This is a genomic window from Chloroflexota bacterium, assembly GCA_016219275.1.
In the GTDB taxonomy this organism is placed as follows: Bacteria; Chloroflexota; Anaerolineae; order UBA4142; family UBA4142; genus JACRBM01.
This window is the reverse complement of the sequence record JACRBM010000072.1, coordinates 62,123-86,201: the sequence shown is the minus strand read 5'-3', so window position 1 is coordinate 86,201 and position 24,079 is coordinate 62,123. Positions and strand designations below refer to the sequence as shown.

Sequence of the window (24,079 nt, the reverse complement as noted above, 5' to 3'; positions counted from 1 at the left end):
TTGGCAACTGGTTTTGTTTTCGGAGGATAGGAATGCCTCGTTGGACAATGGCGATTGATCTCGATAAATGTCTGGGTTGCCAGGCGTGCACGGTCGCGTGCCGCATGGAGAATAACACGCCCATCGCGGGACCGGAGCAAGCGGCGAAAGGTCGCGCGATGTTGTGGAATGAAGTGATTCCGTCCAGCGACGGCGAATATCCGAATGTGACCGCGCGGTACATCCCGCGTCCGTGCATGCACTGCGACGACGCACTTTGCGTCAAGGTGTGCCCGGTCAAGGCGACGTATCGGAACGAAGAAGGTACCGTGCTCGTGGATTACGACCGCTGTATCGGTTGTCGTTTCTGCACGGTCGCGTGCCCGTACGCGGCGCGCTATTTCAACTGGCACGAGCCGTACTATCCCGAAACGCTCAAAGCACATCTCAATCCGGACGTGGCGATTCGTCCCAAAGGTGTCGTCGAAAAATGTACGTTCTGCGTGCATCGGCTACGCAAGGCGCGCGAGCAAGCCGCCGCCGAAGGTCGCGTGTTTCAGGCGAGTGATTACGTTCCCGCGTGCGTCGAGACGTGCACCGGGCGTGCGCGTTATTTCGGCGACCTCGACGACCCGGCGAGTCTGGTCTCGCAACTGCTCAAGAGTCCGCGCGCGTTCCATCTACTCGAAGAACTCGGCACGCATCCCAAGGTCTTTTATCTTAGAGAAGGATGACGCAGAATTTTCGATTTTGGATTTTCGATTGGCTCGATCGCAAATCGCAAATCGAAAATCCAAAATGGAGTCATAATGTCCCGTATCGAACAAACCGTTTTTGCGCCGCTGCGAACGACCGGCAAAAGTTTTTGGGTTCTATTTACGATTCTCGCCGCGCTGACCGGCTGGGGCGTGTTCGCGTACATCTATCAACTATCCGATGGCTTGGGCGTCACCGGGTTGAGCCGCCCGGTGTACTGGGGCATCTATCTCACGAACTTTGTTTTCTTCATCGGCATCAGTCACGCCGGCACGCTCATCTCCGCGATTCTGCGCGTCACACAAGCGAACTGGCGTCGCTCGATCACGCGTATCGCCGAAGCCGTCACCGTGTTCGCGTTGTGCGTCGGTGGTTTGCAAATTCTGATTGACATGGGTCGCCCCGAACGCGCGCTGAACGTGATTTTATACGGACGCTATCAATCGCCGTTCCTCTGGGATTTTACCTGCATCAGCATTTATCTGTTCAGTAGCATCACATACCTCTACTTGCCGATGTTGCCGGATCTGGCGCGTCTGCGCGACAAGTTCGACGGCGCGGGTTGGCGCAAATGGTTGTACACGACGCTCGCGCTGGGTTGGAAAGGCAATTACGAACAACATCATCGGCTCGAAAAAGCGATTGCGATTCTTGCGATTGCGATCATTCCGATTGCGGTCTCGGTACATACGGTCGTCTCGTGGATTTTCGGCATGACGTTGCAACCGATGTGGCACAGCACGATCCTGGGTCCGTACTTTGTCGTCGGCGCGATCTTTTCCGGCATCGCGACCTTGTTCCTCGCGATGGCGTTGATGCGCAAGGTGATGCACCTCGAAGAATGGCTCACCGAGAAGCAGTTCAATTATCTCGGCTTGCTGCTCCTCGTGATGAGCGTACTCTGGACGTACTTTACGCTTTCCGAGTACGTCACCACATTTTACGGCGCGCTCGCAGACGAAATGCCAGTCGCCAACGCGAAAATCTTTGGCGAGTTCAACTGGGCATTCTGGACGATGGTGCTCTTTAACGGCATTCTCCCATTCGTGATTCTGATTCGGCGTTCGGGGCGCACGGTAATGGGCACGGTCATCGCTTCGATTTTCATTGACATCGGGATGTGGCTCGAACGATTCACGATTGTCGCGCCGAGTCTCACGCGTCCGCGCCTGAGCCAGTGGGCGATCTATCAGCCGACCTGGGTCGAGGCGTCCATCACGATTGGTTCGCTCGCGATGTTCGCGCTGTTGTTCGTCGTGTTCTTCAAACTCTTTCCCAGTCTCGCGATCTGGGAAGTCGAAGAAGGCGTCGAGATCGAAGAACGCCGGAAATTGGCGGAGAAAATCAGACTCGAAGATTTACGCGCTGCAAGCGGCGTGGCAAGCGGCGAGTGAAAGTTGAATGTCATTGCGAGGCGCGATTTTCCCTGGCACCGCCCGCCAGGGCAGGTGTGTGACGAAGCAATCGCCAAAATGTTAGGGGATTGCTTCGCCGCTCCGCGGCTCGCACTGACAGTCTGAGGAAAATATGGATACTCTCTACTGGCTCATTGATACACAAACGTTCGGCGGCATGGTCGTGCTGATCGTGTTCTGCTCGGTGCTCGTGACGTACTTTTTCATGTTGCGTTGGATCGCGGCAGGCGCGCGGGAGGAAGAATGAATCGAGAATTCGGAATTCGGAATTCAGCATTCAAACGCCTGCGCTTGTTTCTCGTTTGTGGTTTAATTGCACTGATGTTTGGTTTATTGGCAATTAGTATGCCAGCGCAAGCGGACGGCAATTCGCAATCCGCAATTCGCAATCCGCTAATTGGAAATTACTGTATCGAGTGCCACACGTCCACCCCGACGAACGCGCTCGATTGGGCGCGACCGATCGAGTGGGCGCGCGATATTCCGTGCGCTACGCTTCGCAAAGGATATGAGGAAATTTATCAGACCGATATGCTCGTGAGCGCGTTTCAAAATGCCAACGCGGAAATCCGGATGGTCGGCGTGGATACGAGCGCGGCGGAGAAACGTCTCAATGCACGGCGCGTGACCGCGCTGCGCGTGTTTGATACCGAATTTTCGTCACTGCCCGCGCTCTCGAACGCGGCGCAGGCGACGCGCTATCAAATGCAAAAATCGTACGCCGCGCTGCACGCTGCGCGCGCGGAACGTGATCGTCTGTTCATTCTCATCGCGTTGATCGCCGCGACCGTGTTCCTGCTCACCGGAATTTTCCTGGGTTGGCGCAACACACTCAAAGGCAAAGGCGCGTTCATACGCGCGCGCACGTTTCTGCCGATGACGCTCCTCGCGATGCTGGTCGCCTTTGTTATTTTTGCGCTACCGATCTTTGCGTACTCGCCCGGCTTGCCCGACGCGACCGAAGAAGAGACTGAACGCCAAGCCGCCTCGGACGCGGCGACGCGTGTGAGCGATGCCGCGTCGCGTCTCTCGGCGCAGGCGTGGACGCTCGCGCACGTCGGCGCGAAATGGAACATGCTCGACAAAACGCAGGCGAGCGCCGCGTTGACGGATGCGCGACAAGCCGCGCGCGACAAGGAATTGCAGAGCGACGCGTACTGGGGCAAAGCGCAAGCCGTGCGCGAGAGCGCGGTCGCGTGGAATGCGTCCACGCACGACCTTGCCGAGTTTCGCACGGACACAATCGGCTATGCCGCCTCTAGTCCCTGGCAATATCGCGCGATGGCATCCGAGTGGATCAACGTTGATAAAGCGAAGGCAATCGAGTCACTCGACCTGGGTCTTGCCAACGTCCAACGCCCAACTTCCAATCTCCAATCTGCGCTCGAATTGCGCGCGATTGCGGTGACGTACGCGCAACTCGATCAAGCTAAGGCGAACGCGCTCATCGCGCAGATTGGCGATCCGATGATTCGCGCGTGGGGTTGGCGCGAGCTGCGCGCGTTCGATAAAGCGACGCAAGCCGCGCAGCAGATCACCGCGAACTATGATCGCGCGTGGGCGCTGCGCGAAATCGCGCGCGCGTCTGGCAACCCGGCTTTGCTCAACGATGCGCTCGACGCGATTGCCAAGCTGGACAAGAGTGACATGCAAGCGTACGCGACGGCGGATGTTGCAATTGTGTGGGCATCGTTCGACGCGAACAAGGCGCGCGAGATCGCGCAGAAACTCGACGCGGCGTACCCCGAGGCGCGCGCGTATGCGTGGCGCGGCATCGGCAACGCGCTCGCGGCGACGAACGCGACGCAATCGAAAGACGCGTTCGGTGTTGCGTTAGCCGAAGCGAAAAAAGTGAGCAAGCCGTACACCGTGGAAAAATTGACGACGGCGATTCTGATAGATTACGCGCGTCTCAATACGTCTGTCGTGCTTGACAGTTTGCAACAACTCAAAGATCCATTGTTGCGCGATCAGGTGTATCGGGGAGTGATGCCGTTCGTCGCGGCGGAGGACCTCGACAAGGCATTGATCGTCACGGGACGCATCACAAGTCCAGCGATCCGCACGCAAGCGTTCACGGTGATTGGTTCAGTCGCCAGCAAGACCGACAAGGCGAAGGCGGCGATCGCGTTCAAAAACGGTTTTGCGCTCGTGGACAAACTCGAAGATCGGGCGGTCTTGCGCGACCTCGCGATCGCGTGGACGCAACTCGATCTGCCTGCCGCGCTTGTCGTTGTGGACGCGCTCGAAGACAATGGCGACAAGACGGCGGCGTTGCAAGCGATCGCGCTCGAATATGCCAAGACGGACAAGACCAAATCGGCGCAAGTATTTGATCGCGCGTTGAACGTCGCGAAAACGGTGCGCGTACGCGGCGACTCGTTCGCGGCGGCGCGCGCGCTCGGCGCGCTCGGCTCGGCGTACGCGTCGGTGGATGCGGCGCGCGCCAATCAAGCGTTCAACTTCGCGGTCGAGTCTGCCAAGCGCGTGAACGTCAAGTACTAGAGACCTTGCCGGTCTTGCTCTTTGACGCGATGGAAAATCCAAACCAATCCTCCTGGTTCAGTCGCTTGCTCGGCAAAAGCAAACGCGCCGAACGCTGGTCGGTTTTGCAGATCGAAATCACCAGCCGCTGTCCGTTGCATTGCTCGTTCTGCCCGAACAAATCGCTCGGCAAGAATTGGCTCCCCGGTGATTTGCCGTTTGACGTGTTCCGCGATTTCATCGCGCCAGACCTGGGACGCTTCGATCTCGCGTATTTGCAAGGATGGGGCGAGCCGCTGTTGCATCCGCACCTCTGGGAGATGGTGCGGCTCGCTCATACGCAACGCTGTCGCGTCGGTTTTACGACGTGCGGCGGCGCGCTCGACGATACGAATTGCGCGCGACTCGTGGACGAGGGCATAGACCTGCTTTCGATTTCCTTCGCCGGCGCGACGCGCGAAACGCACGACGCGTGGCGCGTTGGTTCGAGTTTCGATAAACTCGCGGCGAATGTCACGCGTTTGGTGAACGCGCGCAACGCGCGCAAGAGCAAATTACAAATCGAATTGCATTTCTTGATGATGCGCGCGAACCTGCGCGAACTGCCCGCGTTCGTTCGATTAGCGAAATCGCTCGGCGCAGACCAGGTCGTTGCGACAAATGTCGCGTACACGCCGACGCGTGAAATCGAAGCGCTGCGCGTCTTTGCGAACGCGCCCGACCTCGCGCATCAAGACCTGGTCGCCGAAGCGGCAGAGATCGCCCAGGAAATCAAAATCAAATTCAACGCGTACCCGCTCAAAATGGATCCGCATGTGCTCGAGTGCGACGCCAAGCCGACCGAGATTGCGTTCGTCAATCATCGCGGCGAGGTGACACCGTGCGTGTACCTGGGAATCCCGGTGCGGGCGCGCGCGCCGCGGGTGTTCGACGGCGCGGATTGCGCGTTTGCGCCGGTTAGTTTCGGCAACGTGCGCGACGGTTTGGTCGCGGTGATGCAGAGCCAGGCACGCGCCCAGTTTGTTCAGCCGATTCGCAAACGCAAATCGGCGGCGTTGTTGGCGCTAGCGGTCGCCTCCGATGAAACCGATTCGTTGATTCAGATTCCCGCACCGCCCGCACCGTGCCGCGCGTGTCCAAAAATGTTTGGGGTATGAGACTATGAATCCTCGTTCGATTTTCGATTTGCAAGCCGAGTTGTGCAAGACGATGGGCAATCCCGCGCGTTTGCGGGTCGTGCATGCGTTGCGCGAAGGTCCCCGGTGCGTGAGCGGGATTATGGAAGCGACGGGCTTGGCGCAAGCCAAGGTCTCGCAACACTTGAGCGTTCTGCGCGCGCATGGCATCCTGGCGACGGAGCGCCAGGGACGCGAGATTATCTATCGCATCGCGAATCCGAAAATCGTGAGCGTGTGCGATTTGATGCGCGAGGTTCTGCGCGAACAAGCCGAGGAACGGACCGAAATCATCCAAGCGATTCAGGTTGAAGCATAACGACGACCCTGGGAGAACGACGATGGCATTCGAATGGTTTATGATTGTGATGGGCTGGTTGTCGCTCGGCGCGTTTCTCGCGGTGGCGACCTACAAGATCACGCGCGTGACCGCGCAACCGCTCAACGTGCGTTGGGAAGTGTACCCGGTGCCGCACGAATCGAAAGCGCGCCGCGAGTACGGCGGTTCGTACATGGAAGAGGTGGATTGGGCGGCGAAGGCGACGCATCCCTCGCGTTTGCCCGGCTTGCTGGAAATCGCCAAAGAAGTGGTTTACTTGAAACGCGTGCGCGAGTTTAACCAGTACGGCTTGTGGGGAATTTCGCTCGCGATGCACTGGGGCTTGTACCTGGGACTGGCGACGATTGGGCTGGCTGTGATCGAAACGCTCCTCGGCGTAACGTTCGGTTTGACGCCGCTCGTCGCCGGGGTCGCGTTCACGCTGGGCGCGGTGGGATCGCTTGCGATCATCGCGAAACGTTTGACGAACGCGGAGCTGGGTCTCTACACCGTGCCCGCCGATTTATTCAACCTGGGTTGGGTCGCGGCGTTGTTCATTCTCGGAATCATCGGCGGGTTGATGGACACGACGTTCGCCGGCTATCGCGCGTACGTCGCTAGTGTGTTGACGTTCAAGCCCGTACCCGTGCCGCCCATCGTGTTGATCCATTTTCTCGTCCTCGAATTATTTTTCATCTATATGCCGTTCACGAAAATCATTCACTACATCGGCAAGTACTTTACGTTCGAGCAAACGTTGTGGGACGACGCGTTCAAGACGAAAGGTTCTGCCGCCGATAATAAAGTGCTACAGCAACTGGGTTATCCGGTGACGTGGAACGCGCCGCACATCGTTCCCGGCAAAACGTGGCTGGAGCAAGCGCAGGCGACTGGTTTGGAGGAGGGCGCGCAGAAATGACCAAGCGATTGACGCAATTCAAAGAAATGGCATCGTTGTCGAACGAGCCAATCGCGCAAATCACGGCGGACGATCTGCCGCCGATCCCCGGCATCGCACAACCGGCGATTCCCGCACCGCGCCCGCGCTGGCTCGACACGTACGATTTTTCGCTCGACGGTTTTAGTGATTTTGAAATTCCCGCGCCGAAAACAGACGAAGAGAAAAAGCGCATCGTCGAAGGTTTCTTTCGCGGGCTGGAGAAACTGTTCGATCCAGAAAATAATTGGACGTTCGTCAAGGCATTCCGCCTTTCGATGGATTACTGCGTGCGCTGCCAGACGTGCTCCGAGGCGTGCCACACGTACGTCGGTAGTGGTCACCAGGAAATCTATCGCCCGACGTTTCGCTCGGAAATCTTGCGGCGCATCTATCAGCGTTATTACACGACGAGCGGCAAACTCCTGCCAGCGTTTTACGGCGCGGACATCGAAGTGAATTTCAAAACGGTGTGGCGTTTGCTCGAACTATCGTACCGTTGCAATCTGTGCCGCCGCTGCGTGATGATGTGCCCGGTCGGTGTGGACAATGCGCTCATCGCGCGCGAGATTCGCAAACTGTTTTCCCAGGAACTGGGCATCGCACCAGTCGAATTGCTCAAGAAAGGCACGCGCCAACAGTTGCAAGTCGGTTCGAGTACTGGAATGCGACCGAACGCGATGAAATCGCTCGTCTCCGATATGGAAGACCAGATCGAAGAAAAAATCGGACGGCGCATCGAAATCCCGGTGGACAAGAAAGGCGCGGACATTTTGCTGATTCACAACGCCGGCGAATTTCTCTCGTGGCCCGAAAATCCCGCCGCGTTCGCGATTCTGTTCGATGCGGCGGGCATCAACTGGACGCTCTCTAGCGAAATGCTCGGATACGACGGCGTGAATTACGGCGTGTGGTTCGACGATGTGGAACTCGCGCGTGTCGCGTTGCGCCATTTGCAAATCGCGCGAGACCTGGGTGTGAAAAAAGTCGTCGTCGGCGAGTGCGGACACGCGCACAAGGCGATGATGGTCATCGCCGACCGCGTTTTTCCGGGTGATCTTTGTATCAGCGAAATGCCGCGCGAAAGTTGCCTGCCGTTGTTGTACCAAATCGCGGCGAGCGGTCGCGTCAAGTTCGATCCGTCGCGCAACAATTTTCCGATCACATTACATGATTCGTGCAACGTCGTGCGTTTGATGGGCATTGTCAAGCCGCAACGCGAGATCATCAAAATGATCTGCGCGCAACCGCTGCGTGAGATGACGCCGCACGGTGTGTGGAATTATTGTTGCGGCGGCGGTAGTGGATTCGCGATCATGAATTCGCTCAACTTTGGCGACTGGCGCAAGAACGTGTCGAGCCGCATGAAGGTTCAACAAATCATGGCGGTGTTTGCGGACGTACTCGATCCGAGCATCAACAAGTACGTCATCGCCGCGTGCTCCAACTGCAAAGGCACGATTCGCGACGCGCAAGGGCATTACGGTTTGTGGGATCAGTACCACATTCATTACGGCGGTTTGGTGGATTTGATGGTCAACGCGATGGCGGATTTACCCAAACCGTACCTTGAATGGCCCGAGGCATAGATTTGACGAGGGGTCTAAAACACGATAAAGTGAAAGAGAGAGTTAGACGGCGGGTCGCCGAATTTTGACGACGTGAAGGAGAAACCACATGTTTGGACTGAGTGAAACCGGGATGCGCGAATTGCTCATGTTCGGCGGATTCACGGTTCTCGTTGGCATCATGCTCTACGTGGATCTTTTTTTGGTCAACAGCAAAGCGCGTGTGATCACAATCAAATCGGCGCTCATCTGGAGCGCGATTTGGATTGGCACGGCGCTGCTTTTCAACGTGTTCGTCTACTTTGAACTAGGTTCCGAAGCGGCGTTGATGTACTTTACCGCCTACATCGTCGAGAAATCGCTCAGTGTGGACAACCTGTTTGTCTTTCTCGTCGTGTTCAGCTATTTCGGCATCGCGCCGATGTACCAGCCGCGCGTCCTGCGCTGGGGTATTCTCGGCGCGATTGTGATGCGCGCGATTCTCATCTTTATCGGCGTCGAACTTGTGGAAGCGTTCAACTGGATGCTCTACGTTTTTGGCGCGATTCTGATTTTCACCGCGTTCCGTCTGATCAACGGCATTGACGACGAAGTAGACCCGGGCAAAAATGCCGCGCTCAGGTTTGTTTCCAAATATCTGCCCGTTACCAAAGAACTGCATCACGAAAAGTTCCTCGTGCGACTGAAGGGTGTGCTGTACGCAACGCCCTTGCTCGCGACCGTGGTCGTGATCGAGAGCACGGACTTGCTCTTTGCTTTGGATTCGATTCCGGCGGTGCTGGGTATTACGCACGATTTATTCATCGTGTACACCTCGAACATCTTTGCGATTCTCGGTCTACGCGCGCTCTACTTTGCACTTGCCGGGGTGATGCAATTGTTCCACTATCTCAAGTACGCGCTCGCGATCATTCTCGGTTTTATCGGCGTCAAAATGCTGTTGCACGAAGTCGTCAAGATTCCAATTGAGATCGCGCTGGGTGTGGTGTTTGGATTGCTTGTGCTTGCCGTCCTCGCGTCGCTTCTGTTCCCGCGCAAAGATAAAGAAGATAAACAAGCCGAGTCCGCTTTGGCGGGTAATCCCGGCGAAGTTGAATAGGTAATCTTGCCAACGGAGAAAATAAATGTACCTCGTCACGATTGACATCGAAAAATGCAAGGGCTGCGGCGATTGTGTGGACGCGTGCCCCAGCCAACAACTCGCGCTGACCGAAGAGAACGGAAAAAAATACGTCGTGTTTAACGGCAGTCCCGACGATTGTCTCGGTTGTCTCTCGTGCCAGGAAGGGTGCGCGGATGGCGCGATCGTCGTCACCGAGTTGTAATGCCGCCGCGCGTGGTCATCGCCGCGCCGCAAGGTCGTTCGGGTAAAACGACCGTCACGGTGGGATTGTGCGCCGCGCTCGCGTCGCGCGGTCTCATCGTACAGCCGTTCAAAAAAGGACCCGATTATATTGACCCATCGTGGTTAAGCGAAGCCGCTAGCCGCCCCTGCCGCAATCTCGATCCGTTCCTGATGGGACGTGAGACGGTAGAGGCGGCTTTTTCGCGGGGTGCGCGCGGCGCTGACCTTGCGATCATCGAAGGTGCGATGGGCATGTACGACGGCGCTGATCTCGAAGGGAGCGGCAGTACCGCGATGCTCGCGCGTTGGCTCGCCGCGCCGATTCTGCTCGTCGTCAACGCGCAACGCGTCACGCGTTCGGTCGCCGCGCTCGTCCAGGGCTATCAACATTTCGAGCTGGACACGCGCATCGCCGGCGTCATTCTCAACAACGTCGCGCGCGCGCGTCAACAAGAGTTGATGACGCAAGCGATTGAAAAATACTGCGGCATTCCGGTCGTTGGCATTCTGCCGCGCGATGAATCGCTCACGATTCCCGACCGACACCTGGGTCTCGTCCCGCGCGCGGAAAACGACGCGCTCGTCCCGGCGATTGCCGTCGCGCGTGATGCGGTGCTCGCGAATTTCGATCTCGATGCGATCCTCAGAATTGCTGGCGCAGAGGAGCAGGGGATCACGGGAGCAGAGGAGCAGGGGAGAGCGGGAGGGGACAATTCGCAATTCGCAATTCGCAATTCGCGCATTGGCATCGTCCGCGACCGCGCGTTCACGTTCTACTATCCAGAAAATCTCGATTCGTTGCAGGATGTCGGGGCGGAGTTGGTTTTTATTGACGCGTTGCGCGACGCGCACTTGCCGGCGCTCGATGCGCTCGTGATCGGCGGCGGATTCCCGGAAATGTTTCTCGACGAGTTGCAGGCGAACACGAGTTTGCGCGCGGATGTTCGCGCCGCGATCGAGAACGGCTTGCCAGTGTACGCCGAGTGCGGTGGCTTGATGTACCTCGCGCGCTCGATCACGTGGAACGGCAAGCGCGGCGAAATGGTCGGCGCGTTGTCGTGCGATGTGGAAATGACAGGCAAACCGCAAGGGCACGGTTACATAAGCATCGAAGTGAGTAAAACGAACCCATTCTTTTCCATCGGCACACAAATTCGCGGACACGAGTTTCATAATTCGCGCGTGACGAATTTGAACGACCCGCGATTTGCGTACCATGTCACACGCGGACGTGGGATTGACGGCGCGCACGATGGCATCGTCTACAAAAACGTGCTCGCGGCGTACACGCACGTGCACGCGCTCGCGACGCCGGAATGGGCAGGCGCGATTGTCGCGAAAGCAAAGACCGGATAAAAATTTTCCCACGAAGGGCACGAAGGAACACAAAATTTTTCTTTGTGACCTTCGTGTCCTTCGTGGAAAAACATAGAACTGACGATGAACATTCTTTTCCTTGGCTTGAATCACAAAACCGCGCCGGTCGAAATTCGTGAACGCCTCGCGATTTCGCCGGGACGCATCGGCGAGACGTTGGCGATGTTGCGCGCCGCGCCCGGCGTGAGCGAGGTTGCGCTCGTCTCGACGTGCAATCGTTTCGAAATCTACGCGGTCGTGGACGATCCGGTCGTGGGACAACCATCGCTCGTCAACGCGCTCGCGGAAGCGCGCGATGTGTGTGCGTGCGATTTCGCATGTCATCTTCGCGTGTTGAGCGACGCGGACGCGGTCAAACATGTTTGCCGCGTTGCCGCCGGTCTCGATTCGCTGCTCATCGGCGAGCATCAAATCCTGGGTCAGATCAAGGACGCGTTGCAAGCCGCGCACGATGCGGGGAGCATCAGCGCGATTCTCGCCGCGTTGTTTCGCCAAGCGATCACTGCCGGGAAACGCGCGCACAGTGAAACCGAAATCGGACGCGGCGCGCGGTCGCTTGGTCAGGTCGCCGTGTCGCTCGCGCGCGACGTGCTGGGCGATTTGGAGAATCGTACCGCGTTGTTGATCGGCGCGGGCAAAATTGGCAAGCTTGCCGGACGCGCGCTTGTCGAGAGCGGTTTGAAGTGGATTTTGGTTGCCAATCGCACATACGACCGCGCGTCGCAGTTGGCGCGCGAGTTGAACGGACGCGCGGTGCATTTCGATGCTCTCGCGGACGGACTCGCGCAGGCGGATGTGGTCATCGCGGCGAGCGGTGCGCCGCACCTGGTTCTACACGCGGCAGATATCGAACGCGCGATGGCGGCGCGCGCACAGCGTCCGCTTGTCGTCGTTGATCTTGCCGTGCCGCGCAACGTAGACCCGGCGATTCGCAACATCCCGCACGCGCATCTGTACGACATGGACGATTTGAGCGCGGTTGTCGCGACGCATCATCCGGTCGCCGCCGTTGCGGTCGCGGCGGCGGAGCGCATCGCGGACGAGGAGACCCAGCATTTTCTCGCGTTCTTGCGCGAACGCCAGGTCGCGCCGCTCGTGCAAGATTTACTCGCGCACGCCGAGACGATTCGCCAGACAGAAGTTGCGAAAGCATTCGCGCATCTCGGCAACCTCACGCCCGAACAACAGCGCGCGGTGGACGCGCTCGCGACCTCGCTTGTTCATAAACTCGTTTTCAATTCGATTCACACGATCAAAGAGATGCCGCATCGGTGAGAATGTTGTTGGGTGTTCTCACCGCCCGACCTCAGTAGTACGCAAATCAAAAAGGACAAAGGGTATTTGCCTTTGTCCTTTGTTGTTTCCTCACTTGGTTTTTCTAATCACTCTGGCGCTCGCTGGATTTGTCCAATAGATGTGCGTTGCATCAACGACCATTTGAGCAGCCGGTGGTTCAGTTGCCACAATCGTCGGAGTTCCACCATTCTTGGCAATTCTCACGATCGCTCCGTTCTCGGTAATCCAATACAGATGTGTGCGATCCATTGCTAGCGGTGTTGCGATGGTCACTTTGTCGGCGAGGATTTCTGGTGTGCCACCGGTCTTCGCGACGTGCCAAATGTTGTAACCTTGGATCCAATAAAGGTTCGTATCATCTGCGAGTAAGTCACCGACCTGGAGACCCAGGCGACAGATGGTGGTGCTGGTACCACCATCCTTGGATGCTTTATTCAAGCCCATGCCGTCGAGCCAGTAAATGTTTGAAGCGTCTACAGCAATTCCACTTCCACAATCACTAACCCATGCTATTTTGCTACCCTCACCACCTTGCTTTGGACGTTTCATCAACATCGCGGTTTTGATTGGTAGAACACAATCAATCCAATATACGTTTGCCTCGTCTACAGCAAATGCGCGAACGTCATAGCCCGAATAGCGGATCATGGGAGTTCCACTCGTTTGGATGGATTGCGCCATCCCAGAACGGGTGAGCCAGTAAACATGTATCCTATCAGAAAACAATTTTCGTGGGCAGAACTGATCTGCGGCGAGTGTTTCGAATCGCCCGCCTGATTTGGGTACGCGCATCACACGGTCGTCGGGATGGAGTGTGTTTGCATTGCAGGTAGCCCAGTACACATACGAGTCGTCTACCGCGATGGTAAGGACATCCGATTCGTCTCTCACATAAGTGGCTGGCAGACCCAATACGTCGCAACCGGTCAGACTTGATTGCAAGACCACCAAGATGACAATGCGGTATTTCATGTGATCATCATCTCCAACTCGATCTCATCGCGCAACGGAATCCCGTTATCGCCGATGAGCGGAATCGCTGGCTTGATCTTGCGCGCGGCGTCCACCGCGCCGCGATGAATCGCGACGAGTTGGAATCCGCGTTTTTGGTAAAAGCCGAGTGCATTGAGGTTGTCGTTCGTCGTGATGAGCCAGAGGCGCGAGCAACCTTGCTCGCGCGCAAACGTAATTGCCGATTCGATCAACATCGTGCCGATGCCGCGATTGGGTCGCGTGCTGGCGAACGTGACAATCTCGCACGCGTGATCTTGAACGTGCAACGTGATCAGTCCCACGCGTGTATCATTTTCTGTCGCGATGAATCCATCGAGTTCCGCCGGGCGATACACGATTCCATGCGCGACGACGATCTCCGCGCCCCATTGCACGGCGACAAATTCGCGCACCCACGCGCGATCCCGGTCGCCGATGCGCTGTACATTTACGCCGCGTACGCGCGATCCGTTTTCGCCGCCATAATGAAATCGTTGCGATGCAGTCCCTTGATCTTGTGCGTCCACCAGGTCACCGTTACCTTGCCCCACTCGGTCAGAATCGCCGGGTGATGCCCTTCGGCTTCTGCGAGTTCCGCGACTTTGTTTGTGAACGCGATGGCTTGGACGAAATTTTTGAATTTGAACGCGCGCTCTAGCCGGTTGATATTGTCGCGTTCGACGAATTGCCAATCGGGTATTTGTGGTTTGTATTCCGTGATCTCTGCGTCGGTCACGGTCGGTTCGCCGCCGCGACACGCGACGCATTTGAATTGAGTCAGGTCAGACATGTTTCACCTCGTGTCCTGCACCAGCCACGCGAGTGCAGTCCCAATCACATAACAGACTGTTGCACCCAGAAAGATCACTCCGAATCCCGAATTGGTGGATTGCGCGTTAAAGTAATCGAAGGCGAATCCGCTCATCCCTGTCAGTACGCCCGACCCGGCATTCGCCAGATTGGACATGCCGAGCATTCGCCCGCCGCTGCCCGACGGAATCAGGTCGGTGCCCCACGCCCAATTCACGCTCAGAAAAATTCCCATTCCCGCGCCGATGATCGCGCCATAGATCAACAATTGCGGAATGCTCGTCGTGGTCGAGAGCAACATCGTGCCCAGCGCGCCGAGAATGCCAGCCGCGAGAATGAGCGGCTTGCGTCCCCAACGATCGCTCAACATACCGGCGGGATACGTCACGCACGCGGTGGCGATCCCGATGAACGCGAACACCATGCCGATCTCTGACCCAGGATTTTCGATTTGCAAAACATCCTGCATGAAAAAATAAATGTAATTGCGCACGACGACTCCGCCGGTCACGATGAACAAGCGCGAGACGAGCCAGAGCGTAAAATCGCGGTTGAGAAAAAGCGTGCGCCACAACGAATGCGCCGCGCGCGGTTCGGCGCGGCGCGGGGTCGCGCCCGCGAACGGAGTTTCGGAAACAAAGCGCGCGGTGATTGCCATCGTCAACAGCAATATCGCGATGATCGCGCCGAACGCCACGTCCAGGCGTCCCAGACCGACGAGATTTCCGATGACGAGCGAAGTGACGATGATGCCGGCGAATTCGAGAACCTGCTTGATGCCGGTCGCCGCGCCGCGTTTTATTTCGGGCACGAGGTCGGGGATGTACGCCTGGTACGGTCCATGCGCGATGTTCGAGACGGTCTGCAACAAAACATACGCGATGAGCATTGTCGCGAAATCCGGCGCGAGCAGCAGCGCAGTCAAAAAAATCACGTCTGCGAGGGTACCGCCGACGATGAACGGACGACGCTTGCCCCAGCGCGTCGTGCGCGCATCGGTCCACGCGCCGGCGAGCGGTTGCACGATCATCGCGATGACCAGACCCAGGGCGGAGAGCGTTCCCAGCGCGCCGCCTTTTTGCGATTCTGGCACGAGGCGCACGACGAGCACCGGCAGGAGGATCGGACCGATCGAGTTCCAGAGAAACGAGATGGCGAACCAATATACGTTGAGCGCCAAGTAATCCCACGCGCGCATCACTTGCGGTTTAATCGTAGTTTGATTCATACCTCCTATCATATCACGATGGGTTGTACATCGCAAACGGGTTTTGACGCGCTAGGACAACTCGGCTATAATTCGCGCAGATGAAACAAATCGCAAATCCGCTCAAACGATTTTCGATCTTTGCCATCACACTGTTCCTTCTCGTCGCCGGGTGTAGTATCTTGCCCGGCGATTCTGCAACTCCCACGCCCGCGTTCACACCCACGCCCGTCACCTTTGCCGAAGATACCGCGCGCGCATTTCTCAAAGCATGGGCGGAAGGCGACTATGCCGCGATGTACGGGATGGTCGCGCCGAGTCGCAAAGAAACGATCACCGCCGACCAATTCGTGACGCGTTACAAGGGCATCGTCAACGAAGCCACGATCACCGCGGTCAAGCCGACGTTCGTTTCGGCGCACGAAGAGGGCAACGAGGCACTGGCGACGTTCAATGTCATCATCGAGACATTCGCGGCGGGCACGCTCAAGCAAGACAACTCGATGCAGTTGCGCCGCGAGAATGGTCGCTGGGGCGTGATGTGGCATCCTGGGTTGATCTTGACCGAGTTGAGTAGCGGCGGCAGTGTGCGCTTTTACCCGGTCGCGTCCGCGCGCGCGGATATTTACGACCGCAAATCGCGTCCGTTCACCCAAGCGCAAGAGTTGGTTTCCATCGAAGTGGTGCCGGTGGAAATGAAAAACGAGAGCGCGGTCTTGACGACGCTTTCGAAATTGTTCGGACAACAACCCGGCGTTATCAAAGCGAACTACGGCAAGTATCCCGGCGATTGGCGCACGCCCATCGGCACGTTGACGCGCGACCTGGTACGCGCGAATGCGGACGCGCTCAATCAACCGGGCATTTATTCGGACAAAGTGCAATACGCGCGCATCTATCCGCGCAACGCGACCGCCGCGCATTTGATTGGCTACGCCGGTCCGATCACCGCCGAAGAACTCGATAAATTGCGCGTCAAGGGTTATCGCGAAGGGGATGTCACCGGCAAATCCGGCTTGGAACAATGGGGCGAACAATACCTCGCCGGTCAGCGCGGCGGCAAACTCGTCGTCCTTTCGTCGAGCGGCGCGATCACCGCGACGCTCGCCAACATTTCGGCGAAGCAAAGCCAAAGCATCTACACGACGATTGACGCAGACTTGCAAGAGATCGTCGAAAAGGCGCTTGGCGCGCGCGCGGGCGCGGTCGTCGTGATGGACGTGGCGAATGGTCAAGTGCTCGCGATGGCGAGCCATCCCACTTTCGATCTCAACTGGCAAAAACTTTCGACCCAGGAACGCCGCGCGATCATCAACAATCCCAATGATCCCTTCATCAATCGCGCCGCGCAAAGTGCGTTCCCGCCCGGCTCGGTGTTCAAAATCGTGACGTACGCCGCGGCGGTCGAAAAGGGCGGCTACGCGGCGAACTCGATGTTCAACGACCCAGGTTTTTGGGACGGCTTGGGAGAAGCGTATCGCAAGTATTGTTGGACGTGGCCCATTACGAAGAAAGGACATGGCGCGATTTCATTGCAAGACGCGTTGACCGAGTCGTGCGATGTGACGTTTTATCAAATCGGTTTCAAACTAAATCAGATTGATAAGAATCTGATGTCGAATTTTGCGCGCGGGTTTGGTCTGGGTTCGGAAACCGGGATCGAGATCGCCGAAGCCCCCGGCATTGTGCCGGATGCGAACACGCCGAATTGGCGCGCAGGCGATGCGGTCAATCTGGTGATTGGGCAGGGCACGATGTTGACCTCGCCGTTGCAAATCGCGAATATGCTCGCGGCGGTCGCGAACGGCGGCACGCTCTATCGTCCCTATCTCGTCGCGCGCATCAGCAGTCTTGCCGATGGCACCGAAAAAATCATCCAGCCCGAAGTGCGCGGCAAACTGCCGATCTCGCCCGGCGCGCTCGCGACGATGAAATACGCGCTCCAACGCGTGACCACCGATCCCGATGGCACGGCGTACACCGCGTTCAAAGGATCCAAGATCACGGTCGCCGGCAAAACGGGGACGGCGGAGGTGTTCAAGACCGGCGAGCCGCACTCGTGGTTTGCCGGGTATGCGCCGGTGGACCGACCGCGCATCGCGATTGCGGTCATCGCCGAGCATGGCGGCGAAGGGTCCAAAACCGCCGCGCCGATTTTCCGCGAGATCGTCGAAAAATATTTCGCGTTGCCAAGCAAGTAGATTTATTTCACCACAGAGTTCACAGAGAGCACAGAGAAAATTGAAAAACTCTGTGTTCTCTGTGCTCTCTGTGGTAAAACACGAGGCGCAATGTACACCACGGCAATCAAACGCGATTTTGTCGCGCAACATTTTCTCGTCGGCGGCGATTGGGGGGCGGAGAATTTCAAGCACTCGCATCATTACGTCGTCCAGGTCGAACTGCGCGGCGATGCGCTCGACTCGCACGGTTATCTCGTGGACCTTGTCGCGATGAGCGCGGCGCTCGACGAGTTGTGCGCGCATTTTCGCGATCAAACGCTGAACGACTTGTCCGAATTTGCCGGACTCAATCCCAGTATCGAACACCTGTCGCGCATCGTGTGGCAGATGTACGCCGCGCGTGTCCACGCGCCGAACCTCACATCGCTCCGCGTGCAAATCTGGGAGAACGATATCGCGTGGTCGGCGTATGACCAAGACTTGTCGCGTTGACTTGTGTCATTGCGAGGAGCGCAGCAACGAAGCAATCCGCAGTTGCTTAGCGATTGCTTTGCCGCTTTGCGGCGCGCAATGACAAAATAGACACCTATGCGCGTCGGACTTGTCATTTACGGCTCGCTCGATTCGGTGTCGGGCGGCTACCTCTACGACCGGAAACTCGTCGAGCATTTGCGTCGCGCCGGCGACTCGGTCGAAATCATCGCATTGCCGTGGCGCAACTATGCGCGGCATCTCCTCGACAATTTCTCCGCGAATTTTCTGCACCAACTGTGTGACGCATCGTTCGACGTGCTGGTACAGGATGAACTAGATCATCCCTCGCTTGCGTTTCTCAACGCGCGTGTACGCGCGGCAACGCGCACTCCGCTCATTTCGATTGTCCACCACTTGCGTTGTTACGAAGCGCATCCCGCGCCGCTTAACGCGCTCTATCGCCGCATCGAACGCCGCTATCTTGCGAGCGTGGATGGTTTCATTTGCAACAGCGCGACGACGCGCAACGCGGTGGCGGCAGTGCTCGGCGTCGCGCCAACGCGTTTTGTCATCGCGTCTCCCGCCGGCGATCGGTTCAACCCAGGAATCACGCACATGGAAATCGTCGCGCGCACGCGACAATCGCGCGCGTTGCGAATCGCGTTCGTTGCCAACGTAATTCGCCGCAAAGGTTTGCATACGTTGATTGACGCGCTCGCGCAGTTGCCGCGCGACGATTTCGTGTTGACCATCGTGGGCAATCCGAACGTGGATGTGAGTTACACAAGAGCGATTCGCCGGCAGAGCGAATCACGACGCGTGAACGCGCGCTGGGTTGGCGTGTTGGTGGACGGCGCGCTCGCGGATGCGTTCGCGTCGAGCGATGTGCTCGTCGTGCCGTCCGAGTACGAGGGCTTTGGGATCGTGTATCTCGAAGCGATGAGTTTCGGCGTGCCATCCGTCGCGACGACCGCGGGCGCGGCGCGCGAAATCATCGCGGACGGCGAAAATGGCTTTCTCGTCGCGCCGAACGATGCGCGCACGCTCGCCGCGCGACTCGCCGATTTGCAACGCGACCGCGCGCGTCTGACGCAGATGAGCATCACCGCGCGCATCCGCTTCCTCGCGCAGCCGACCTGGGACGCGAGCATGGCGCGCGTGCGTGCAAGGTTGATCGAATGGACACGCTGAATTTTGAACCCAGTTTCACGCGCTATCTCGCCGCGAAGAAAACGGTGGACGACCGCGCGTTGAATCGCGTGGTGTGGGATGCGTTCGTCGCCGCGTTGCCGCCGCAATCGCGCGCCGCGCCGGTGCGCGTAATCGAAGTGGGCGCGGGGATCGGCACGATGGTCGAGCGATTGATCGAACGCGGTGTGTTGACGCACGCGACGTACACCGCGCTCGACGCGTCCGCGGAACATATCGCGGAACTCGTGCGGCGATTGCGCGCGCCGCAACGTATCACGGTCGAACCGCTGGCGGTAGAGTTGTTCGATTGGCTGGCGCGCGCGGAAACGCGCACGTATGACGCGCTGATCGCGCACGCGTTTCTCGATCTGCTCGATCTGACGCGCGCGCTGCCGCGTTTGCTCGACGTGTTGCGTCCCGGCGGAGTGTTTTATTTTACGCTCAACTTTGACGGCGCGACGATTTTCGAGCCGGTGATTGACGCGGTGTTCGACACGGAGCTTGAGCGGCTGTACCACGAAACGATGGACGCGCGGCGCGTGAACGGCGTGGCGTCCGGCGACAGTCGCGCCGGGCGGCATGTGTTCGCGCTGTTGCGTCAAGCCGGCGCAGAGATTTTTCAGGCGGGGAGTTCGGACTGGGTTGTGTTCGGTTCGACGCGCGGCTATCCGGCGGACGAGGCGTACTTTTTGCGCTTTATTGTGCACACACTCGACCGCGCCTTGGGCGAGCATCCCGCGCTCGCCGACCGCCGCGCGCGATTTCGCGATTGGATCGCGCAACGCCACGCCCAAATCGAAACTGGGTCGCTCGTTTACATCGCGCATCAGTTGGATTTTGTTGGCAGGGTTGCGGGACGCGGCAGCGACGCGCCGCTCTCGACGCGTTCGATTTGAACAATCCCCACAATCGTGCTAGAATCATCGCGATTTATCCTCACATGCCTAGGAGTTGGCGATGAGCGAAATTCAATTGCAGATCGAGCGACGCCAACAGCGCGCGCTCGAAGAAATCGTTCGCATTACGAATCGCGGCAGTCATCCCCTCTTCAGCCCTTTTGATGTCGTCTCCATTTCCGGTCGCACGTACCGCGTGACCATTCGCGCGCTCGACGAACGTCGTAACTCGTGCACGTGTCCCGATTATCGCACCAACTTTGTCGGCACGTGCAAACACATCGAAGGCGTGTTGCTCCACTTGAAGCGTGAGTACGCCGATCGCTTACAGAAACTCGCCGCGCAAAAGCCGACCGCCGCGCAAATTTTTCTGCACTATGCCGAAGCGATCACCGTGCGCGTAACCTTGCCCTTGCCGCGCGCGGCGCACGCGCAGGAATTGCTCGCGCGCTACTTTGACGCCGATGGCGTGTTGCAAGGCGCGGCGATTCAAACGCTCCCCGCGCTGCTCGCAGAAATCAATGCGTTGCCGGCGCGTGAACGTTCGCAGATCGTCGTGGACGACGCGGTGCGCGAACATCTCGAACTTACGCAGGACCGCGAGTCCGTGCGGAAACAAAAAGACTGGTTCCGCGAGCAGGTTGCCCAGGGCAATCGTTCGCTCAGTCTGTTGAACACGCGGCTCTATCCGTACCAAGAACAAGGCGCGCTCCATCTTGCGTTCGGCGGACGCACCTTGCTCGCGGACGATATGGGGTTAGGTAAGACGATCCAAGCCATCGCCGCGAGCGCGCTCTTGCAACAACTGCGCGATATCCACAAAGTGCTCATCATCACGCCCGCCTCGCTCAAGTACCAATGGGCGCGCGAGATTCGCCGCTTTACCGCGCTCTCTGCGACCGTCGTCCAGGGCGGCTTGAAACAACGACGCGATAGTTACGCCGGCGATTCCTTCTTCACGATTCTCAACTACGAACTCGTGCGCCGCGATCTCGACGAACTCGAACGCGTGCGCCCGGATGTGATTATCCTCGACGAAGCGCAGCGCATCAAGAATTGGCGCACGAAAACCGCGGACGCGGTGAAACGTTTGCGCTCGCGTTACGCGTTCGTGCTCACCGGCACGCCGCTCGAAAATCGGCTCGACGAACTGTACAGCGTGTTTCAATTTCTCGATCCGCGCATCCTGGGTCCGCTCTGGCATTTCAACGACCGCTTTTACGATCTCGAACAACGCGACGACGGGTCGTACAAAGTGCTTGGCTATAAAAACCTGGACGAGATGCGCCACACAATCGCGCCGTACGTCGTGCGCCGCACGCGCGACGAAGTGTTGCGCGACTTGCCGCCGCGCGTGGACAATAACTTTTTCGTCGAGATGACGCCGCCGCAAATCGCGGCGTACAACGAGTTCAAAGAGACCGTCGCCAAATTGCTCGCCACCGCCCGGCGTCGCCCGCTCACGCCGAAAGAACACGACTTGCTCTTGAAAGCGCTCATCAAGATGCGGCTCATCTGCAACGCGCTCGCGTTGCACGACAAGGAGATCAAGCCCGCCGACCGCGAAAAGACCGCGCCGAAATTACGCGAACTGCATCATATCCTCGACGAACAGATCGCGAGCAACGGTCACAAAGCGATTGTATTTTCGCAATGGGAAGCGATGCTCGATTTTGTCAAGCCGATTCTCGACCGGCTCAACCTGGGTCACGTCAAACTCGCCGGCTCGGTGCCGACGAGCAAACGCGGCGAAATCGTTGACCGCTTTCTCAACGAACGCGATTGCCGCGTCTTTCTTTCGACCGATGCCGGCGGCGTGGGCTTGAATCTGCAAGCCGCCGACCTGGTGATCAATCTCGATCTGCCCTGGAATCCGGCGGTGCTTGAACAACGCATCGGACGCGCGCATCGCCATGGACAACTGAACCCGGTGCACGTCGTCAATTTGATCGCGCAAGGCACGATTGAAGAACGGATGCTTGATACGCTCGCCGCGAAACGCAATGTGTTCGGCAGCGTCTTTGGCAACGAAGACTCGCCGACCGCGATTTCATTTCGCGATTCGGGTCAAGGTCTGTTGCGCCGTCTGGACGAAATGCTGGGCGCGGAGATCAAGCCGGTCATCGAACTTGCGCCGGTTCAACCTCCTTCCGTTTCCGCCGAGGAGGTCGCTCCGCGTCCCACGCTCCACGCGTTTGCCGAATTGCTCGTCGCGCGATTCCCAGGTCGCGTTTTGCTCGTTCGCAAAGCGCCCATCGGCGACGGCGTTTTCGTCGTCGTGGATCGCGAGCCAGCCGAATTGCGGAACAAACTCGAAGCGCTTGCCAGCGAGTATTTCATCGAAGCCACGCCCGCGTTGCATTTGATGGAGCAAGAAGGGTATCGCACGTTCATCGCGCTCGCCGGCAAAATCGCAGAGAGCGCGACGCCGGAGGACGAAGCGTTCCGCGCGCCGGTTCTGCCCGCGCCCGACCGTCGCGCCGGGATGGATATGCGTTTGCAAAAGGCGCGCACCGGTTTCGATTTTGCGTTCAAGCGCGCGCAACTCGCGGAGGTTGTCTTGCGCGGCGGATTCCCAGAAGAAACGTTGCGTCCCTTGCGCGACGCGTTTGGCTGGGCATTGTCGTCGCATCACGCGCTCGTCAGCGATCGCGACCCAAGCGCCGAATTTCCATCGGCGCGCGTGATTCAAGCGGAACTCGTCGAACCAGGACACTTGCTGGCGGAGCTTGCCGCGCGGTGCGCACAGGCGCGCGAACTGACCGAGCCACCAACGAGCGATGACGCGCCGCCGCTTTCCGCGAAGAGCGCGGAGCAGTTGCTCGCCACCGCGCGCGAGGTAATCGAAGCCGGACAAAAGCGTGTGGTCGAGAAGGGATTGTAGGTAAATACAAGGCGACAGGTCCAGGGTGTTGCGCCGCGTTTCGATTTCGCTTACAATGAATGCATTCGCAAGGAGCGAAAAAGGAGAAAACCAATTATATGATTACCGATGTGTTGGTCGCGCAACCCGCGCCGTGCCGAATGGATGATGATGGCGTTTTGCGTGTTGCCGGAACGCGCGTGCGTTTGGACACAATCGTCAGCGCGTTTAATAGTGGTTACGCTCCAGAGGAGATTTTGCTAAAGTATCCTTCACTCAATCTGACCGACATCTACGCCGTCATCACCTACTATCTTTGGCATCGTGAGGAACTGGACCAGTATCTGGTAGATCGTCAGGAAATTGTCGAGCAAGTTCGGCAAGAGAACGAGCGACGCTTCCCGCCGCAGGGGATCCGCCAACGGCTATTAGCGCGTCAGATAAAATCACCATGAGCGCAGCGCTTCGCTTTTTGGTGGACGAGGATTTCGATAATGACATCTTGCGCGGTTTGTTACGAAAAAAACCGGATTTGGAAATTGTTCGCGCTCAAGATGTAGGGTTGAGCGAGACGGTGGACTCGCGAGTTCTGGAATGGGCAGCGCATGAGCGGCGTGTTGTGCTAACCCACGATGTCAGCACGATGACGGCGCATGCGTACAGGCGAGTCAATGATAGTTTGCCGATGCCAGGTGTTTTCGCGGTGAGCCAATCTATTCCTATCGCTCAAGCCATCGCCGATATTCTACTGCTTGCCGAGTGCAGTGTCGAAGGCGAGTGGGAAAATCAAGTGCGCTATTTACCGTTGTAA

22 protein-coding genes are annotated in these 24,079 nt (G+C 58.0%); 18 read left to right on the top strand and 4 right to left on the bottom strand.

What is annotated here, in order from left to right:
* Nucleotides 1-32: 32 nt before the first annotated feature.
* The 11 genes from HY868_20700 to HY868_20650 all read left to right on the top strand — a co-directional run bounded on the left by HY868_20700 (nt 33) and on the right by HY868_20650 (nt 12,630).
* Nucleotides 33-713, top strand: a complete 681-nt coding sequence (locus HY868_20700; protein MBI5304566.1) for a 4Fe-4S dicluster domain-containing protein — start codon at nt 33-35, stop codon at nt 711-713.
* Nucleotides 714-788: 75 nt separating this feature from the next.
* Entirely contained in the window at nt 789-2,129 is a 1,341-nt protein-coding gene (gene nrfD, locus HY868_20695) for a polysulfide reductase NrfD (GenBank protein ID MBI5304565.1), read from the top strand.
* A gap of 264 nt (nt 2,130-2,393) precedes the next feature.
* The gene (locus tag HY868_20690) at nt 2,394-4,655 is read left to right on the top strand and encodes a hypothetical protein (protein MBI5304564.1); all 2,262 of its coding nucleotides are present in this window, start codon (nt 2,394-2,396) and stop codon (nt 4,653-4,655) included.
* Nucleotides 4,656-4,660: 5 nt separating this feature from the next.
* On the top strand, nt 4,661-5,791 hold the full coding sequence (locus HY868_20685; protein ID MBI5304563.1) for a radical SAM protein: 1,131 nt from the start codon (nt 4,661-4,663) through the stop codon (nt 5,789-5,791).
* A 4-nt stretch (nt 5,792-5,795) separates the two neighbouring features.
* Nucleotides 5,796-6,128, top strand: a complete 333-nt coding sequence (locus HY868_20680; GenBank protein ID MBI5304562.1) for a winged helix-turn-helix transcriptional regulator — start codon at nt 5,796-5,798, stop codon at nt 6,126-6,128.
* Nucleotides 6,129-6,150: 22 nt separating this feature from the next.
* The gene (locus HY868_20675; GenBank protein ID MBI5304561.1) at nt 6,151-7,047 is read left to right on the top strand and encodes a respiratory nitrate reductase subunit gamma; all 897 of its coding nucleotides are present in this window, start codon (nt 6,151-6,153) and stop codon (nt 7,045-7,047) included.
* A complete protein-coding gene (locus tag HY868_20670) occupies nt 7,044-8,654 on the top strand; it encodes a (Fe-S)-binding protein (protein MBI5304560.1) in 1,611 nt (536 codons plus the stop codon). Before HY868_20675 ends, HY868_20670 begins: the two co-directional genes overlap by 4 nt.
* Before the next feature lie 112 nt (nt 8,655-8,766).
* A complete protein-coding gene (locus HY868_20665; protein ID MBI5304559.1) occupies nt 8,767-9,732 on the top strand; it encodes a TerC family protein in 966 nt (321 codons plus the stop codon).
* Nucleotides 9,733-9,757: 25 nt separating this feature from the next.
* Nucleotides 9,758-9,958: a 4Fe-4S dicluster domain-containing protein gene (locus HY868_20660; GenBank protein ID MBI5304558.1), complete on the top strand. Its 201-nt coding sequence runs from the start codon at nt 9,758-9,760 to the stop codon at nt 9,956-9,958.
* The gene (gene cobB / locus HY868_20655; GenBank protein MBI5304557.1) at nt 9,958-11,334 is read left to right on the top strand and encodes a hydrogenobyrinic acid a,c-diamide synthase (glutamine-hydrolyzing); all 1,377 of its coding nucleotides are present in this window, start codon (nt 9,958-9,960) and stop codon (nt 11,332-11,334) included. Before HY868_20660 ends, cobB begins: the two co-directional genes overlap by 1 nt.
* 84 nt (nt 11,335-11,418) lie before the next feature.
* Nucleotides 11,419-12,630, top strand: a complete 1,212-nt coding sequence (locus HY868_20650; protein MBI5304556.1) for a glutamyl-tRNA reductase — start codon at nt 11,419-11,421, stop codon at nt 12,628-12,630.
* A gap of 90 nt (nt 12,631-12,720) precedes the next feature.
* Here the strand turns inward: HY868_20650 and HY868_20645 are convergent, their stop codons facing one another.
* Genes HY868_20645 through HY868_20630 form a run of 4 tightly spaced genes read right to left on the bottom strand, consistent with a single transcriptional unit; the run spans nt 12,721 to nt 15,682 of the window.
* The gene (locus HY868_20645; GenBank protein ID MBI5304555.1) at nt 12,721-13,623 is read right to left on the bottom strand and encodes a hypothetical protein; all 903 of its coding nucleotides are present in this window, start codon (nt 13,621-13,623) and stop codon (nt 12,721-12,723) included.
* A complete protein-coding gene (locus HY868_20640) occupies nt 13,620-14,081 on the bottom strand; it encodes a GNAT family N-acetyltransferase (protein ID MBI5304554.1) in 462 nt (153 codons plus the stop codon). The genes HY868_20645 and HY868_20640 overlap by 4 nt, the downstream gene beginning before the upstream one ends.
* A gap of 11 nt (nt 14,082-14,092) precedes the next feature.
* Nucleotides 14,093-14,434 carry a 4a-hydroxytetrahydrobiopterin dehydratase gene (locus tag HY868_20635; GenBank protein MBI5304553.1) on the bottom strand — a complete coding sequence of 114 codons (342 nt, stop codon included), beginning with the start codon at nt 14,432-14,434 and terminating at the stop codon, nt 14,093-14,095.
* Between the two features lie 3 nt (nt 14,435-14,437).
* Nucleotides 14,438-15,682, bottom strand: a complete 1,245-nt coding sequence (locus HY868_20630; protein MBI5304552.1) for an MFS transporter — start codon at nt 15,680-15,682, stop codon at nt 14,438-14,440.
* An 80-nt stretch (nt 15,683-15,762) separates the two neighbouring features.
* On the opposite strand from HY868_20630, the gene mrdA reads away from it, so the two are divergent.
* From mrdA to HY868_20595, 7 genes are all read left to right on the top strand, one after another.
* On the top strand, nt 15,763-17,862 hold the full coding sequence (mrdA, locus tag HY868_20625) for a penicillin-binding protein 2 (protein MBI5304551.1): 2,100 nt from the start codon (nt 15,763-15,765) through the stop codon (nt 17,860-17,862).
* A gap of 90 nt (nt 17,863-17,952) precedes the next feature.
* Nucleotides 17,953-18,336: a 6-carboxytetrahydropterin synthase gene (locus tag HY868_20620; protein ID MBI5304550.1), complete on the top strand. Its 384-nt coding sequence runs from the start codon at nt 17,953-17,955 to the stop codon at nt 18,334-18,336.
* A 96-nt stretch (nt 18,337-18,432) separates the two neighbouring features.
* The gene (locus tag HY868_20615; protein ID MBI5304549.1) at nt 18,433-19,509 is read left to right on the top strand and encodes a glycosyltransferase family 4 protein; all 1,077 of its coding nucleotides are present in this window, start codon (nt 18,433-18,435) and stop codon (nt 19,507-19,509) included.
* Nucleotides 19,497-20,405, top strand: coding sequence for a class I SAM-dependent methyltransferase (locus HY868_20610; protein MBI5304548.1), 909 nt, complete (start codon nt 19,497-19,499; stop codon nt 20,403-20,405). The genes HY868_20615 and HY868_20610 overlap by 13 nt, the downstream gene beginning before the upstream one ends.
* A 61-nt stretch (nt 20,406-20,466) precedes the next feature.
* A complete protein-coding gene (locus tag HY868_20605) occupies nt 20,467-23,289 on the top strand; it encodes a DEAD/DEAH box helicase (GenBank protein ID MBI5304547.1) in 2,823 nt (940 codons plus the stop codon).
* 98 nt (nt 23,290-23,387) lie between these two features.
* Complete coding sequence (locus HY868_20600; GenBank protein ID MBI5304546.1) at nt 23,388-23,723, top strand: DUF433 domain-containing protein; 336 nt, start codon at nt 23,388-23,390, stop codon at nt 23,721-23,723.
* A complete protein-coding gene (locus HY868_20595) occupies nt 23,720-24,079 on the top strand; it encodes a DUF5615 family PIN-like protein (protein ID MBI5304545.1) in 360 nt (119 codons plus the stop codon). Before HY868_20600 ends, HY868_20595 begins: the two co-directional genes overlap by 4 nt.

Coding starts and splice junctions, on each gene's coding strand:
- HY868_20635 (MBI5304553.1), bottom strand. CDS start 14,434: ATGTCTGACCTGACTCAATTCAAATGCGTCGCGTGTCGCGGCGGCGAA.
- HY868_20620 (MBI5304550.1), top strand. CDS start 17,953: ATGTACACCACGGCAATCAAACGCGATTTTGTCGCGCAACATTTTCTC.
- HY868_20660 (MBI5304558.1), top strand. CDS start 9,758: ATGTACCTCGTCACGATTGACATCGAAAAATGCAAGGGCTGCGGCGAT.
- HY868_20610 (MBI5304548.1), top strand. CDS start 19,497: ATGGACACGCTGAATTTTGAACCCAGTTTCACGCGCTATCTCGCCGCG.
- HY868_20690 (MBI5304564.1), top strand. CDS start 2,394: ATGAATCGAGAATTCGGAATTCGGAATTCAGCATTCAAACGCCTGCGC.
- HY868_20615 (MBI5304549.1), top strand. CDS start 18,433: ATGCGCGTCGGACTTGTCATTTACGGCTCGCTCGATTCGGTGTCGGGC.
- mrdA (MBI5304551.1), top strand. CDS start 15,763: ATGAAACAAATCGCAAATCCGCTCAAACGATTTTCGATCTTTGCCATC.
- cobB (MBI5304557.1), top strand. CDS start 9,958: ATGCCGCCGCGCGTGGTCATCGCCGCGCCGCAAGGTCGTTCGGGTAAA.
- HY868_20670 (MBI5304560.1), top strand. CDS start 7,044: ATGACCAAGCGATTGACGCAATTCAAAGAAATGGCATCGTTGTCGAAC.
- HY868_20605 (MBI5304547.1), top strand. CDS start 20,467: ATGAGCGAAATTCAATTGCAGATCGAGCGACGCCAACAGCGCGCGCTC.
- HY868_20675 (MBI5304561.1), top strand. CDS start 6,151: ATGGCATTCGAATGGTTTATGATTGTGATGGGCTGGTTGTCGCTCGGC.
- HY868_20595 (MBI5304545.1), top strand. CDS start 23,720: ATGAGCGCAGCGCTTCGCTTTTTGGTGGACGAGGATTTCGATAATGAC.
- HY868_20700 (MBI5304566.1), top strand. CDS start 33: ATGCCTCGTTGGACAATGGCGATTGATCTCGATAAATGTCTGGGTTGC.
- HY868_20645 (MBI5304555.1), bottom strand. CDS start 13,623: ATGAAATACCGCATTGTCATCTTGGTGGTCTTGCAATCAAGTCTGACC.
- HY868_20630 (MBI5304552.1), bottom strand. CDS start 15,682: ATGAATCAAACTACGATTAAACCGCAAGTGATGCGCGCGTGGGATTAC.
- HY868_20665 (MBI5304559.1), top strand. CDS start 8,767: ATGCGCGAATTGCTCATGTTCGGCGGATTCACGGTTCTCGTTGGCATC.
- HY868_20680 (MBI5304562.1), top strand. CDS start 5,796: ATGAATCCTCGTTCGATTTTCGATTTGCAAGCCGAGTTGTGCAAGACG.
- HY868_20600 (MBI5304546.1), top strand. CDS start 23,388: ATGATTACCGATGTGTTGGTCGCGCAACCCGCGCCGTGCCGAATGGAT.
- HY868_20650 (MBI5304556.1), top strand. CDS start 11,419: ATGAACATTCTTTTCCTTGGCTTGAATCACAAAACCGCGCCGGTCGAA.
- nrfD (MBI5304565.1), top strand. CDS start 789: ATGTCCCGTATCGAACAAACCGTTTTTGCGCCGCTGCGAACGACCGGC.